General features: G+C 39.2%; 11 protein-coding genes and 4 tRNA genes. 4 read left to right on the top strand and 11 right to left on the bottom strand.

The window, feature by feature from the left end; all coding sequences use genetic code 11:
• Positions 1–2: 2 nt before the first annotated feature.
• The 10 genes from rplA to BVC88_RS03890 all read right to left on the bottom strand — a co-directional run bounded on the left by rplA (position 3) and on the right by BVC88_RS03890 (position 6500).
• On the bottom strand, positions 3–701 hold the full coding sequence (gene rplA, locus BVC88_RS03935; protein WP_075349311.1) for a 50S ribosomal protein L1: 699 nt from the start codon (positions 699–701) through the stop codon (positions 3–5).
• Positions 702–711: 10 nt separating this feature from the next.
• Positions 712–1155: a 50S ribosomal protein L11 gene (gene rplK, locus BVC88_RS03930; protein ID WP_075349310.1), complete on the bottom strand. Its 444-nt coding sequence runs from the start codon at positions 1153–1155 to the stop codon at positions 712–714.
• 3 nt (positions 1156–1158) lie between these two features.
• Positions 1159–1716 carry a transcription termination/antitermination protein NusG gene (nusG, locus tag BVC88_RS03925; RefSeq protein WP_075349309.1) on the bottom strand — a complete coding sequence of 186 codons (558 nt, stop codon included), beginning with the start codon at positions 1714–1716 and terminating at the stop codon, positions 1159–1161.
• A gap of 18 nt (positions 1717–1734) precedes the next feature.
• Positions 1735–1923, bottom strand: coding sequence for a preprotein translocase subunit SecE (gene secE, locus BVC88_RS03920; RefSeq protein ID WP_075349308.1), 189 nt, complete (start codon positions 1921–1923; stop codon positions 1735–1737).
• 15 nt (positions 1924–1938) lie between these two features.
• Positions 1939–2012 (bottom strand) — tRNA-Trp (locus BVC88_RS03915).
• 112 nt (positions 2013–2124) lie between these two features.
• Complete coding sequence (gene tuf, locus BVC88_RS03910) at positions 2125–3312, bottom strand: elongation factor Tu (RefSeq protein ID WP_075349307.1); 1188 nt, start codon at positions 3310–3312, stop codon at positions 2125–2127.
• A 60-nt stretch (positions 3313–3372) separates the two neighbouring features.
• A tRNA-Thr gene (locus tag BVC88_RS03905) sits at positions 3373–3444 on the bottom strand.
• Positions 3445–3484: 40 nt separating this feature from the next.
• Positions 3485–3557: transfer RNA gene (locus BVC88_RS03900), tRNA-Gly, on the bottom strand.
• A 70-nt stretch (positions 3558–3627) separates the two neighbouring features.
• A tRNA-Tyr gene (locus BVC88_RS03895) sits at positions 3628–3710 on the bottom strand.
• 150 nt (positions 3711–3860) lie between these two features.
• Positions 3861–6500, bottom strand: a complete 2640-nt coding sequence (locus BVC88_RS03890) for a M1 family metallopeptidase (protein WP_083638994.1) — start codon at positions 6498–6500, stop codon at positions 3861–3863.
• A 170-nt stretch (positions 6501–6670) separates the two neighbouring features.
• On the opposite strand from BVC88_RS03890, the gene BVC88_RS03885 reads away from it, so the two are divergent.
• The 3 genes from BVC88_RS03885 to frr all read left to right on the top strand — a co-directional run bounded on the left by BVC88_RS03885 (position 6671) and on the right by frr (position 8684).
• On the top strand, positions 6671–7165 hold the full coding sequence (locus BVC88_RS03885) for an acetyl-CoA carboxylase biotin carboxyl carrier protein subunit (RefSeq protein ID WP_075349305.1): 495 nt from the start codon (positions 6671–6673) through the stop codon (positions 7163–7165).
• Between the two features lie 240 nt (positions 7166–7405).
• Entirely contained in the window at positions 7406–8113 is a 708-nt protein-coding gene (gene pyrH / locus BVC88_RS03880) for a UMP kinase (RefSeq protein ID WP_075349454.1), read from the top strand.
• 10 nt (positions 8114–8123) lie between these two features.
• The gene (gene frr / locus BVC88_RS03875; protein ID WP_075349304.1) at positions 8124–8684 is read left to right on the top strand and encodes a ribosome recycling factor; all 561 of its coding nucleotides are present in this window, start codon (positions 8124–8126) and stop codon (positions 8682–8684) included.
• Positions 8685–8740: 56 nt separating this feature from the next.
• Here frr and BVC88_RS03870 read toward each other — a convergent pair whose 3' ends face one another.
• Positions 8741–11395: a DUF5686 and carboxypeptidase regulatory-like domain-containing protein gene (locus BVC88_RS03870; protein WP_075349303.1), complete on the bottom strand. Its 2655-nt coding sequence runs from the start codon at positions 11393–11395 to the stop codon at positions 8741–8743.
• 505 nt (positions 11396–11900) lie between these two features.
• Between BVC88_RS03870 and BVC88_RS03865 the strand changes: the two genes are divergently transcribed.
• Positions 11901–14894, top strand: coding sequence for a SusC/RagA family TonB-linked outer membrane protein (locus tag BVC88_RS03865; protein WP_075349302.1), 2994 nt, complete (start codon positions 11901–11903; stop codon positions 14892–14894).
• Positions 14895–14897 lie beyond the last annotated feature (3 nt).

Genomic DNA, 14897 nt, shown 5'->3' with positions numbered 1-14897 from the left:
GATTAAATACCTTGAATGCTACCCTTGTCTACTGCAATTCCAGGAGACATTGTACTGGATAAATATATACTCTTGAAATACGTTCCTTTAGATGAAGAAGGCTTCAGCTTAGAAATAGTTAGGATCAATTCTTTCACATTTTCCTGAATTTGCTCAGGTGAGAAAGATACTTTACCAATACCGGCATGGATAATTCCAAATTTATCAACTTTGAAGTCGATCTTACCAGCTTTTACTTCTTTTACAGCTTTAGCTACATCTAGAGTAACTGTTCCTGATTTAGGGTTAGGCATAAGACCTCTTGGTCCTAAAACTCTACCCAATCTACCTACCTTCGCCATAACGTTAGGCATAGTGATAATGACATCAATGTCAGTCCATCCGCCTTCGATTTTCGCGATGTAGTCGTCCAAGCCTGCGTAATCTGCACCTGCTTCGGTTGCTTCAGCTACTTTGTCAGGAGTACAAAGCACCAATACTTTGATGTCTTTGCCAGTACCATGAGGAAGGGCTACTACACCTCTTACCATTTGATCAGCCTTACGTGGATCTACGCCCAAACGAACGTTGACATCTACTGAAGCGTCAAATTTTGCCAATGATATTTCCTTCAAAATAGAAGAAGCTGCCTCAAGGGAGTACACTTGGCTTGGGTCGTACTTAGAAAGAGCTTCTTTTTGCTTTTTTGTTAACTTAGCCATTGTTTTTTGTTTATACTTCCCAAGGGGCTTTACCAGATACTGTGATACCCATGCTTCGTGCTGTCCCAGCTACCATTTTCATGGCAGACTCGACTTTGAAAGCATTAAGGTCAGGCATTTTTACCTCTGCTATCTCTCTTACCTGATCCCAGGATACGGAACCAACCTTCTTTCGGTTTGGCTCTGCAGATCCGCCCTTAATCTTTGCAGCCTCAAGCAGCAAATTAGCTGCAGGAGGAGTTTTTACTACAAAGTCAAAAGACTTATCAGAGTAGATGGTAATCAATACAGGAAGCACTTGACCCATTTTGTCTTGGGTACGTGCATTGTACTGCTTACAAAACTCCATGATGTTAAGACCCTTGGAACCAAGAGCCGGACCAACTGGAGGCGACGGGTTTGCCTGGCCACCTTTCACTTGTAGTTTTAAATAACCAGTGATTTCCTTAGCCATTGCTTAGTCTTGTTTTTCTACTTGTATAAAGTTTAATTCTACAGGAGTATTTCTTCCGAAGATTTTGACCATAACATTCAATTTCTTCTTCTCTTCAAATATCTCCTCAATTGTTCCGGTAAACCCACTGAATGGACCGTCCATTACTTTAACGGTTTCTCCAACTATAAATGGCGTATCCAGTTTCTCAGCAAACTCATCAATCTCTTCAACCTTACCTAAAATACGATTGATTTCTGATTGACGTAATGGCTCAGGGGTTTTGGAAGCTCCCCCGGAGTTTGAACCTAAGAAACCGATTACTCCCGGAATACTTGTTATTACGTGATTGGCCTCACCATTTGAAAGATCCGCATGGACTAATACGTAACCAGGGAAGAAGTTTCTCTCCCTTACACGCTTCTTACCATTCCGCATCTCATATACCTTCTCAGAAGGAATTAACACGTCAGGAATAAACTCCTCAATCTTCTCTCTGTAGATTTCATTCTCCAGATAGGTTTTAGTCTTTTTTTCCTGTCCCGCTACTACTCTGAGTACGTACCACTTATGTTCAGCCATTCTGTAATGTCAATTCAATTAGAATAAATCATAAAACCATTTCATGATATTCTCAAATCCCAAATCAATAACACCTATAAAAAGTGCAAAAATGAGGGAAGCTACTAATACCAATACTGCGCTATTTTGAAGAAATGAATATTTGGGCCATGTGACCTTATTTTTCATTTCGTCATAAGACTCCAGAACAAAGTTTTTCAGATTCATAGTGTACTTACTTATTGGCACGGGCAGAGAGATTCGAACTCCCATCAACGGTTTTGGAGACCGCTATTCTGCCGTTGAACTATGCCCGTGTGAATGAACGCTCCGCTAATGGGAACGCAAAATTAGGTAAAGATCTCTTAAGAAACAAATGCGACCCCAAAATATTTAGGGTCGCATTGTTTATCTTATAATCAATTTTGATTAATCAAGAATCTCAGTAACCTGACCAGCACCTACTGTTCTACCACCTTCACGGATCGCAAAACGAAGTCCTTTCTCAAGCGCTACTGCTGAAAGAAGATTTACTTCAATCGTTACGTTATCACCTGGCATTACCATTTCAACGTTTTCTGGAAGAGTGATCTCACCAGTTACGTCAGTTGTTCTAAGGTAAAACTGAGGTCTGTATCTGTTGAAGAAAGGAGTGTGACGTCCACCTTCTTCTTTTGAAAGAACGTAAACTTCAGCCTTGAAATGTGAATGTGGCTTCACAGATCCTGGCTTACAGATAATCATACCACGCTTAATCTGTGATTTTTCAATACCTCTAAGCAATAAACCTACGTTGTCACCTGCTTCTCCTCTATCAAGAATCTTACGGAACATCTCAACACCAGTTACTGTAGACTTCAAGCCTTCAGCTCCCATACCGATGATATCAACAGCTTCACCAGAGTTGATTACACCTCTTTCAATTCTTCCGGTTGCTACCGTACCACGACCTGTGATCGAGAATACGTCCTCAACTGGCATCAAGAAATCTTTGTCAATTGCTCTTTCTGGAAGTGGAATGAAGCTATCTACAGCATCCATCAATTCCATTACAGTGTTTACCCATTTCTCTTCACCGTTCAATGCACCAAGTGCAGAACCAGCGATTACAGGGATATTATCACCATCAAATTCATAGAATGAAAGAAGTTCTCTGATCTCCATCTCCACAAGCTCAAGAAGCTCAGGATCGTCAACCATATCAACTTTATTCATGAATACCACTAGTTGAGGTACACCTACCTGGCGAGCCAGAAGGATGTGCTCTCTAGTTTGAGGCATTGGTCCGTCAGTTGCTGCTACCACTAGGATAGCGCCATCCATTTGAGCGGCACCAGTTACCATGTTTTTAACGTAATCAGCGTGTCCAGGACAATCTACGTGAGCGTAGTGTCTCTTTTCAGTTTGATATTCTACGTGAGAGGTGTTAATGGTAATACCTCTTTCTTTTTCTTCCGGAGCGTTGTCGATAGAAGAGAAATCTCTTAATTCAGACAGACCCTTTGAAGCCAATACCGTAGTAATGGCTGCTGTCAAAGTAGTTTTGCCATGGTCTACGTGTCCAATCGTACCGATGTTAACGTGCGGCTTGGAACGGTCGAATTGTGCTTTTGCCATGCGTGAAAATCCTCAGTTTAAGTTTAAAGATATATTTAGTTAATTATTAAAGCCGATATGAGCCAACGACGGGATTTGAACCCGTGACCCCTTCCTTACCAAGGAAGTACTCTACCCCTGAGCTACGTCGGCTTAGACCCTTATGTTTTTCTCATTACTGAGAAAAACACAGAGCGGGAGACGAGGCTCGAACCCGCGACCTGCAGCTTGGAAGGCTGCCGCTCTACCAACTGAGCTACTCCCGCTTGTATCCGGCTAAGCCGAATTTTTTTGCAATGCAAAATTAGAAAAAAATTTCGCATTAAAGCAATGGTGTGGGGGAAACAGGATTCGAACCTGTGAAGACATAAGTCAACGGATTTACAGTCCGTCCCAGTTGGCCGCTTTGGTATTCCCCCTTTTTTACTGTCAAAAACCCTGCGATTAAACAGGCGTACCTTTCGTAACGGATGGCAAAATTATAGGCTTTTCCCAAAGATTCAAAACATGGTTTTCAAATTTGATGATATTTTACATTAATAATTTACAACCTATTAAAAATCAATAGCTTAATTTTCAGATTTTATGGCTTCCAGAAAATACTGGTAATACATTTTTAATTCTAGGTCGGTTTCTAAGTCTGCCAGCCTCGACATTTCCTTTACAACCGCCTCTTCATCTGTGAAAGCAAGCAGTGCTTGAAAAGCTCCCAATCGAATAAATGACTTGGAATTTCTTTCCATGATTTCAAAAAGCTTCGCAATAGCTTCTGGTTTCCCTTCTTCTGGAAAACGGCTAAAATATTCTCCATAATAGCCCAGAAAAAAATAAAGCCCTTCTCCCGACAAGCTACTTAGTTGGAATTGAAACCAATCTCCTTTTCCTTTTACTGCCTTTATGATATAAAAATCGGCCATTGGAATTACAATCCTGAAATTTGTTTCCGCAGAAAATCGCTCGACAAATTCCTCCTCCAAATCAATCTCTTCTGACATTAAACCCATCAAAGCTGATCCGGCAACTAAATAAGAACTATCATTCGCCAACATCTTAAACAAATTTTGATATTTCACTGGATTATATTCTGCCAAAACATCAAGAGCACCTGCTCTTACTGAATTTTTTGGATCCTTCTCGGCCATTGAGTAAATCATTTCCTCTAGATCAGAATCTTGATCTAACCAAGATGTATTTCCTTGCAAGATTCGCAACCCTGACTCTCGGATAGCCCAGAAATCATCTGAAATGGCTTGATTAATACTAATTTGCAATTCCTCAATAGCCTCTTTGGCCATGAGACTATCCAAAGCCTCGTATCTGGCAATTCCAACCTCTGAAATTTCAAATTGCTGAAGGTATTCTTTCGCACTTTTTTCAATAGCTACCGCTGCTAAAAGATTTTTCTTCTCATCGAAAAAGACCTGGTCCACCGATTCCCCGATTTCTAGAATAAAATCCTGATTGGCTTTATTTAAAAAAACCTTTTTGGAAAATCTATTTTCATTGACATACCAACTAATCTCGATTGGCAGCTGAAATAATGGAAATTCTTCCAAATCTTGAGTTTGAGACACCGAAATTTTAACATTTCCAGGAGAAGAGTAATCAAACTCTACGGAAAGTTCGGGATGCCCTTTGTCCAGAAACCATTGATTAAAAAACCAATTCAAATCCTGACCACTAACTTTTTCCATAGCCAATCTCAGGTCATGAACTTCTACACTTTGAAATGCATGGGTCGTTAAATAGGTAGTTAAGCCTTCATAAAAAACTTCCTTTCCGATAAACTCACGAAGCATATGAAGTATGAACCCACCTTTTGAATAACTATGGGAATCAAACATATCCTCATCATCAGCATATTGAAACCGGATTAAATCAACTTTTTTGAATTCCGCCTCTGCAAAATAGTTTTCAGTTTCGGCAATCAATTTGAGTTTAGCTTGATCTTCTCCGTACTTAAATTCATTCCAAAGAAATTCACTGTAATTCGCAAAAGCTTCATTTAAGGTGAGGTTTGACCAAGACTCTGCCGTGACATAATCGCCAAACCATTGATGAAATAACTCATGTGCAATGATATAATCCCACTCCGAATCAATCGCTTCACGCGCTGTTAATTGTAATTCTTCCATAAAGATCGATGCAGTCGTATTTTCCATGGCTCCAGAGACAAAGTCCCGAACCACCACTTGGTCATATTTTGGCCAAGGAAATTTGACTCCTGTAAGCTTAGAAAAGAAGCCGATCATTTCCGGGGTATTTTCAAAGACTTTTTCAGCCCCCTTTTCAAAACCTTTCTCTACAAAGTATCCTAATTGAATACCTTCCCAGCTATCATTGACTTTACCAAAATCACCAATTGCCAAGGCTGCTAAATACGGTGCATGAGGAAGTTTCATCTCCCAAGAGTCTACACGTAATCCATTCTCCAATTTCTTTTGGCTGACCAATTCGCCATTGCTAATTGTGACCAAAGAATCAGGTACTGTCAAGTTAAATTTCTGGGTGAAACGTTCATTCGGATGGTCAATCGTAGGAAACCACTTGGAATTATGCATGGTTTCTCCTTGTGTCCAAACCATTGTTGGTTTGCCTGGAATGGTGTCTAAAGGATCGATAAAATAAAGGCCCTTTGTATCGGTGATCGCTTCACTCCCACCCACAGGATTTCGATTTGGGAAAGCGATGTATTCCACAATTATTTCAAATGTATCTTTCTCTGAAAGTTCTTCAGGAAGATAGATCGTTAGTTCCTGTCCATCATAGTTAGAATCAAGTGACCTTTTCTCTTCCCCTCCGCTATACATTATTTCACCCACTTCAAAATCTTGAGCATTTAAAAAAAGTACTTTTTGAGGGTATTTAAATGGCTTGATCTTAAGCTCTGCCTTCCCGATGACAGATTGATTTTGATAGTCAAATGCCAAATCTAGCGTTGTATGAATAATATCGAAACGCCTTGGCTGAGAAGCTCTGTAGGACTCAATCTCCAATTCCTTTTGCAATTGAATTTGCTCTATCTCTTTCAGATTATTCTCAGTGGATGTCAAAGTAGCTGGAACATTAACAGTCTCTTCTTGAATATCTTGCGGGTTTTGAATGATAGCTTTTGATTTACAGGAATAAAGCCCAGAACCCATTAAAAAAATAAATAAAACAGGGAGTATTTTTGATGGAGACTGAGGTATTAAGTCGATTTGTTTCATGTGTTTATAATTTTATTTTCAATTGTCACATGGAATCTCGCTTGGTTGTCCCGAAAGCTTACGGGACATCCCAGTGTGTGTCACTTGCGTCATGCTCGATTTCAAATTGATAGCTAAAGAAAACATCCTCCTTTGTAAGGAAATTGTATATTCGGCTTCAAATTACAGGAATGTTTACAGTTATTAATCAAAATACAAGCTATTCGGTGGAAAAAACCGAAGAACAGCTTACCGTAAATGGCAAGCCCATCATTTGGGACTTGAAATGGATTTCAGATCGTAGAGTACATCTTATCCATGAAAACAGATCAATCGAAGCAGAACTTCTTGATTTTGACAAAGAATCCAAAACAGTTCAGATAAGGATTGGAACTAAGATGGCCACGCTTCAACTGAAGGACAAAAACGATATGTTGCTTGAAAAACTAGGAATGAACATAGCTTCTTCATCAGCCTTAAAAGATATCAAAGCACCGATGCCAGGCTTGATTTTGGATCTGAAAGTCAAAGAAGGCGACGAGGTGAAAAAGGGAGATGTCGTCCTGATTTTGGAGGCAATGAAAATGGAAAATATCATCAAAGCTCCCGGAGATGGGAAGGTGAAATCGGTAAAAGTAAATTTGAAAGACAGCGTAGAAAAAAATCAGGTTTTGATTCAATTTTAATTTTTGCCTAGCATAATGAATTGAAGAAATTATATTTGGAGGATTATTTGATTCCAATCGGTTATCTGATTTGTTTTTTTAGATCGATGACTTTTTCAATTAATCGACCAAAACAGCCTGAAATCAACGAATAAAAAATGAAATCGAGCATGACTAAAAAGTCAAACACTGGATTGTCCAGATTTTTATCAGGGCAGCCATGTGAGATTTCGTGTGACCAAAAAAAACAATTATAAACAGATGAAATACAAGCGAATATTGCTCAAACTCAGTGGCGAGGCTCTGATGGGAGAAAAGAACTACGGTATCGATCCCAATAGGCTTCAACAATACACCCAGGAAATCAAAAAGGTGAAAGAAATGGGAGTAGAGATTGCAATCGTCATTGGAGGAGGCAATATTTTCAGAGGCGTGCAAGCTGAAAAATCAGGAATAGACCGTGTGCAAGGCGACTATATGGGTATGCTCGCAACTCTGATCAATGCGATGGCACTCCAAAGTGCACTTGAACAAGGTGGGATGTACACCAGATTGATGTCTGGAATTAAAATCGAAAGTGTCTGCGAACCTTTCATCAGAAGGAGAGCAATTCGCCACTTGGAGAAAGGTCGGATCGTGATCTTTGGCGCCGGAATAGGCAATCCTTATTTTACTACAGATTCAACCGCAAGTTTGAGAGCGATTGAAGTAGAAGCGGAAGTTGTTCTGAAAGGCACCCGTGTAGATGGAGTTTATACCGCAGATCCGGAAAAAGATCCTACAGCAACGAAATATGATACCATCTCATTTCATGATGTGTATGAAAAAAACCTGAATGTCATGGATATGACAGCCTTTACTCTTTGCCAAGAAAACAATCTACCTATTATTGTTTTTGATATGAATAAAGATGGAAATCTGGTCGAATTAGTAAAAGGAAAAAAAATAGGAACGCTGATCACTTCATAAGAATAAAATCATGGAAGAAATCGAATTATATCTTGACGAAGCACAAGAATTGATGCAAAAAGCGGTTGATCACACCGCTGCCGAATTGGTAAAAATCAGAGCAGGAAAAGCAATGCCAAATATGCTAGACGGGATAATGGTCCAATACTACGGCGCCCCGACTCCGTTAAACCAAGTATCATCTGTCAATACCCCTGATGCGCGGACATTGGCAATCAAGCCATTTGAGCGTACGATGATTGCAGAAATCGAAAAAGCAATAATCAATTCTGATTTGGGACTTGCCCCTCAAAACAATGGTGAAATAATTATTCTCACCATTCCTGCTTTGACTGAAGAGCGAAGAATCAATCTCGTAAAACAAGCCAAACACGAATGTGAAGAAGGGAAAATATCCTTACGTACCGTCCGCAAAAACACCAACGATGAATTAAAAAAGCTTCAAAAAGATGGCGCATCGGAAGATGACATCAAGCGAGCTGAAGAGAAAGTTCAAAAATTCACAGACAGCTATTCAGTGAAAATTGACGAGCTCCTAGCAAAAAAGGAAATCGATATTATGAAAGTCTAAACCTTCATAAAGAACTTAAAAGGGGCAAACATTCACTTGTTTGCCCCTTATTTTTTTTAATTTACCTGAATGAAAGTAGCTACTCCAAACCTCGCTCCTCCCCGGAGGTAATTCCCATTTTCAAAACCAGCTCCGAATTCAACTCGGAAAATCCGAAAGAGATTATCCAAGGAATAGCCAATTTCCCAATAGTGCGGGGAGTTTTCAGTTTTGAGATAATTGAAAAAGATATTTTCTCTTACCCCTGAAAATCGAAGCATTGGAAGTTGTGTCAGCAGGAATTTTCTAAACTGATAATGTACTATACCGGAGAAATAACTTGAATTAGTACTGTACTTATAATAATCCATAAACCGGTAATTGGAAGCTGGACCAAAGTTTGAAAAGATAGTTCGATTACCTCCAAAGTGCTGAAAATCTGGAAAAAACACTTGATTATTACTTAAGAATGATCCAACTGTAATATTAAAATCCAGCTTTCCACTTACTCCGAAATTATAATCATGTTTAAAACTCATAGAAACATGATCAAAATCTGAGGCATTTCCGTCACTTCCAAAAACATCTCCAAAAGCCTTCCGGTAAGTAAATTCTACCAAAGGAGAACGGTCCGTTAAAGCGTATTTTCTACCGTTCCGAATTCCATACCGAATGCCAGGTCTCCATTCGATCGATGCCACCAGTTTTAGACTCTCATGATCGACAAAAGAATCATCTGTAGTTTCTACATTTTCCGGTTGGTTTGGAGTGTATTCTCGCTCTGGTTTATTATAAAAACTATAGTCTGTTGCATTAAATAATTGTCTTCGATTTGCATAAGTTAATGTTGCTCGATAGGTAAAACCGTAATTCACCCGGTGTGCCCAATAAGCCCCAGCAAAGTCCTGTTCAAAAAGCTTCATGTAATTTTGCCTCAAAAGCAAGGAGTAAAATGCATTCACTTGCTCATTAATGGGTTCCTCGGCGTTAAATTGATAAATATAACGTCCGCCTCTAAAGCCGAAGGTAGTTCCAGACAGCGGCAACGTATTTGACCAACGGAAATCTACTTTCCCATAAAATCGCTTACTCGAGAACCCATAACGAAGCTCAGGTTCTATATTGAAACTTTTACGAAGTACAGTGACACTATCCGCCTGTTTTATACTTTGATTTTTTCGGTAAAAAAGGCCCATTCCCACTTTCCATCCTTCAACAGTGTTAAAAGACATTTTGGTCCAGTTCTGATTAAAGCCAAGAGAGACACCCTTTCCAAAACTATAAGAACCACCATTCATAAAATCCAGTGGTTTTAATTTCCTTCTGGCTTTTTTGGCTACAGAATCTACCTCACTCACCTTAGCGGCTTCAATTGTGGCTAAACTATCATCTCGGGAATACCCTTCTATTTCCTTTTCTGTAAGAGGAACAGGGCGAATACTGTCCCAATAAGCCTGATTGTATTTCTTGGCCATGGAATCTACTTCATAATAGCTTTCTACGACCACATCACTATTTTCACGCTCTTTTAGCGACTCCTTTTCATACTCATTTAACAGCTTTCGATATTCCTTTCGGGTCATAGGTTCTTCCGTAGAAAGCTGCTCCAAGGCAGAGACTGACTTTTTAAAATCAGCTGCTTCTGCAGGTACTTCTTGAACCTTTTCATCGATGATCTCAGGCACTTGTTCAAGATCTGGATTAAGTTCAATGTCATACTCCCTTGTCGAAGCCAAGTATTTGAAATCTCCCTCAAATCCAAAAATCTTTCCTCCGAATTTATACTGATGAGTGAGGGGCATCCACACGTTTTCTGCAACCGGGGCATATTGCTGCGTAGCTTGAATCTGAAACCCGAGGTATGAAGTCTGAAGATTTAAGCTATGAATCGCCCATAAGTCTTCAATAATGTAGATATAGCCCTCAAAGACCTGCTCTCCAGGTGACCTTGGAGTGACTTTGATTTTGCTTACCAAAACATCTTGATCAAAGAAACTTCCTTCATACTTGAATCTATAATATTGGAAAGCTGCCCGAGAAAGTGGTGAGATAATATCGTTGATTTTCTCCTGATAGAAACTGGTCTGGATGTAAGGTGCAGGCGACGTACTCTGATTATCTCCATTGGTACGAATAGAGATCACCTTCTCCTCCACCTTATTGGGTTGAGTAAAAGTAATCCTGGATACAGATTCTGATGTATAGGCCTCATTCAGGTTTAAGCCCTCTTTTTCCAAGGTTTTTTTCAGAAAAAAAGGTGCGTCAGTGAGTTGACCTGTTCCTTTCAGATAAACGGTCATGGAATATTTCTGAACTTGTAGTCTATGGTACTTTGCCTTTGCAATTGCCTTTCGCATGATGGTCAAGGCAGGATCTTCAGCACCAGCATTGACCTCAACTGTGCCTAGGGTATAAATCTGCGGTTCTAATTCAAAATTCAGTTCTTTCCAGCTTTCATCGGTAATGATGACTGTTTCCACTTTTGACTTGTAACCGAGGTATTGAACTAAGACATCATAAACACCTTTTTTTAACCTAAACTCATACTTACCTTCCTCATTGGTCGGCACACCATCCCCTAGATTTCGGATATAAACTGAGGCATACGGAAGCACTTCTCCTTCATTTGTCATGACCTGACCTCTTATGCCTTGTGACTTGGCAGAGTTAAAAAATGAGATAAAAAGAAAAAAACCAAATAGTAGAAAAACCTGATTAAATAGTTTGATCATTATGAGTTTACTTGTTTTGTATAAAGATGCAGATAGTAACGCTTGGGTTGCGTGGGCAGTTTTAGAAAATTTTATGAATGCAGTAAACAAGGTTTGAGAGATAGATGAAAATGATCACCCCAATACCGAGCAATAAAGAAATTCGTTAAAACTAAATTATCTAAAATAATTGCCCTTCTGTAATGAACTTTGTTAAATTTTTTAAAAATGTTTAAATCAAGAGTTTATGAGACTTTTCAAAAAAGATGAAAATTTTCATATAATTAAAAAAAACTTGATTTTTTAATTATTCATAAGTGGAAATCGATTTCCTTTATCATTTTATCTAGATTTTTAATGAATTGTTAATAATTCATTAAAATATGTATAATTCTTTTAAATCGCTGTTTTTTAAGATCATAGTAGACTAACTGTTAAGAATTGCAAAATCGAAATATATGCCTGACTTTAGATTTGAAAATAAGTACTCATACCTATTTTACTTTTCAATCAAACAAAAAACCCTATGAGAAATCATTTACAAAAACTAAAGACATTGCTGCTTGCTTTGACGCTGATTTTCAGTGTCAGCATAGTAGCCAATGCCCAGAATAGGACCGTGACTGGTACTGTCCTGGATGCTACTCTTGGAGATGGAATTCCTGGAGCAACCGTAATAATTAAAGGAACTACTCGCGGAGTCCCGACAGACCTTGATGGTAAGTTCTCTATCGAAATTCAGCCGGGCGACCAGATTCTGGTCATCTCTTTTGTAGGTTACAATACACAAGAAGTTGAAATTGGTAATCAAACCAACATTACTGTCAATATGGAGGAGGATATCCAAAGTCTTGAAGAAGCAGTAGTGATTGGTTACGGTTCCCAGGATAAGAAGGAAATCACTTCAGCGGTTGTCGGTGTAAAACCAGAAGACTTCAACAGAGGAAACGTATCCAGCCCAGCCGGATTACTTCAAGGAAAAGTAGCTGGTTTGTCCATTACTCGTCCAGGAGGTAGCCCTAACGGAGCAGCCAACATTAGACTAAGAGGTCTATCCACTTTCGGTGCTAACTCTTCTCCATTAATTGTTTTGGATGGAGTCATCGGAGCATCTCTTGAAAACGTCGATCCAAATGATATCCAATCTATCGACGTATTGAAAGATGGATCTGCTGCTGCGATCTATGGAGCAAGAGGTTCGTCAGGTGTGATTTTGATTACAACAACCAAAAAAGCAAATAAAGACGGAAGAACAGCAGTATCAATCAACACTTTTGGTACAATGGATCAAGCAACTAACTTGATTCCAACTCTTTCGGCAGAAGAATTTGTAGCAAGAGGAGGTACAGATTTCGGGAGCAATACAGATTGGAGAGAAGAGTTAATCTCTGATTCGTTCTCCTATACTACAAATGCCAGCGTATCGGGTGGTTTTAATAATACCAACTACATGGCTTCTGTAAACTGGAGAGATAATCAAGGTATTGTTGACGGTGTGAAAAATGAGCGTTTAAACACTCGATTAAACATCTCACAAGGTGCATTAGACAACAAACTTAGATTCAACATCAACTTGTCATTTTCTAATGTGGACTCAGAGGATATTAACGACGCTGCATTCCGATATGCGACACTTTATAATCCAACTGCTCCAATCTTCGAAAACACTGAAGATGCGAATAATAGATTTGGAGGTTATTTCCAGAGAGACCTATTCGATTTCTACAATCCAGTAGCTTTGGCCAATCAGCAAAAATTCATAGGTGAGACTAAAACTTCCCTTGCCTCATATAGAGTTGAGTATGATATCATGCCAAACTTGACAGTTTCTGCTCAGTATTCTCAAGATAGAAGAAATACACTTTCTGGAGCTTTCTGGTCTAGACAAGATTTTCAAGTTGGATTTGGAGCTGGTGGATCTGCTCAACGAAATACTTTTGACAGACAGCAAAAAATCTTCGAATCTACGATCAGATATGAGCAGGATATTACTGACGGTTTGAATATGACTCTATTGGGTGGTGTTGCAATGCAGTCCACAAAAAATCAGGGATTCAATGCTAGAGTTAGACAATATCTTTTCGATCTAGGATGGGATAACTTAGGAGCTGGTTCCATTCGATTAGGTAACAACACAGATGTATCTTCATTTGCAAATGAGGATCAGTTGAACTCTCTTTTTGGAAGAGCAAATTTCAACTATAACAACACGTATTTCTTCTCTGCTTCAGTAAGAGCTGAAACTTATTCTGGATTCGGAGCAAACAACCAAACTGGTGTATTCCCTGCTTTGAGTGCTGGTGCTGACTTTACCCAAATTTTTGACATGGGTATCTTCAACCAGTTCAAGCCAAGAGTTTCTTATGGTGTGACAGGAAACCTTCCTCCATCACCAACTTTGGCCTTGGGTGTTTTCGGAAATGGAAATAGAATTGATATTGATGGTGATCCACTTACTCAAAATGACGTATTCGTTGGAATCGTACAAAACTCTAATCCTAACCAAGATTTGAAGTGGGAAACCAAAAAAGAGTTTAACATTGGTATCGATTTCGGGTTATGGAATGACAAGGTGACTGGTAGCATGGATTATTACACTAGAAACATTTCAGATCTACTCTTCAACGTACCGGTAGCAACTGGTGCTCCTAACCCGTTTGATCCAGGAAGATTCAACACTGCATCATCTACTTGGGTGAACCTTGCAGACTTAAGAGCTGCTGGTTTTGAATTTGCTTTGGGAGTAAATGGAATTGATTTAGGGGCAGTAAAGTGGACTCCAAATATCAACTTTACCATTTATGACAAAACTGTAATTGAAAGCTTATCTGCCGGAGACCTAGGATTCGATGAATTAAGATTCGCACCTCCAGGTTCCCCAGGCCAAAATAACAATCCAATTATCTACAACAGAGTAGGTGAAAACTTAGGTGACATCTATGGTCCAAGATTATTAGGATTGACAGACGGGGGTGAGTATATCCTTTCTACAACTGATCCTGACGAATTTGAGAAACTTGGCAATGGTCTTCCAAAAGGTGAATTTGGATTCGCTAACAACTTTGTATACGGTCAGTGGAACTTGAGCTTCTTCTTCAGAGGTGCGTGGGGACACGATTTATATAACTCGTATAGAGGATTCTATGAAAACGGAGACCCTGCTTCAAACACTTGGAATTCTGTTATAACTGATAAAACACCAACAAATCCATTGGTAACTTCTTCTCCTACCTTCAATAGCTCATACGTTGAGGATGCATCTTTTGTAAGATTGGACAACATGGAGTTAGGATATAACTTCAAAACCAATTCTCCTAACTTGAATTCCTTTAGAGTGTACTTCGCTGCACAGAACCTATTTACAATAACAGGTTACACAGGTATTGATCCTGAAATCAGAGTAACTGATCTTGAAAACGGAAACGGTTTCACTTCTTCTCTTTCTCCGGGAATTGAAAGAAGAAATACTTATTTCCAAACCAGATCATTCACTTTGGGTGTAACTGTAAACTTTAAGTAATCA

The sequence above is a fragment of the Algoriphagus marinus genome, assembly GCF_001936475.1.
GTDB classification, from domain to species: domain Bacteria; phylum Bacteroidota; class Bacteroidia; order Cytophagales; family Cyclobacteriaceae; genus Algoriphagus; species Algoriphagus marinus.
The sequence above is the reverse complement of the archived record's forward strand: the minus strand, read 5'-3'. Positions and strand labels throughout refer to the sequence as shown.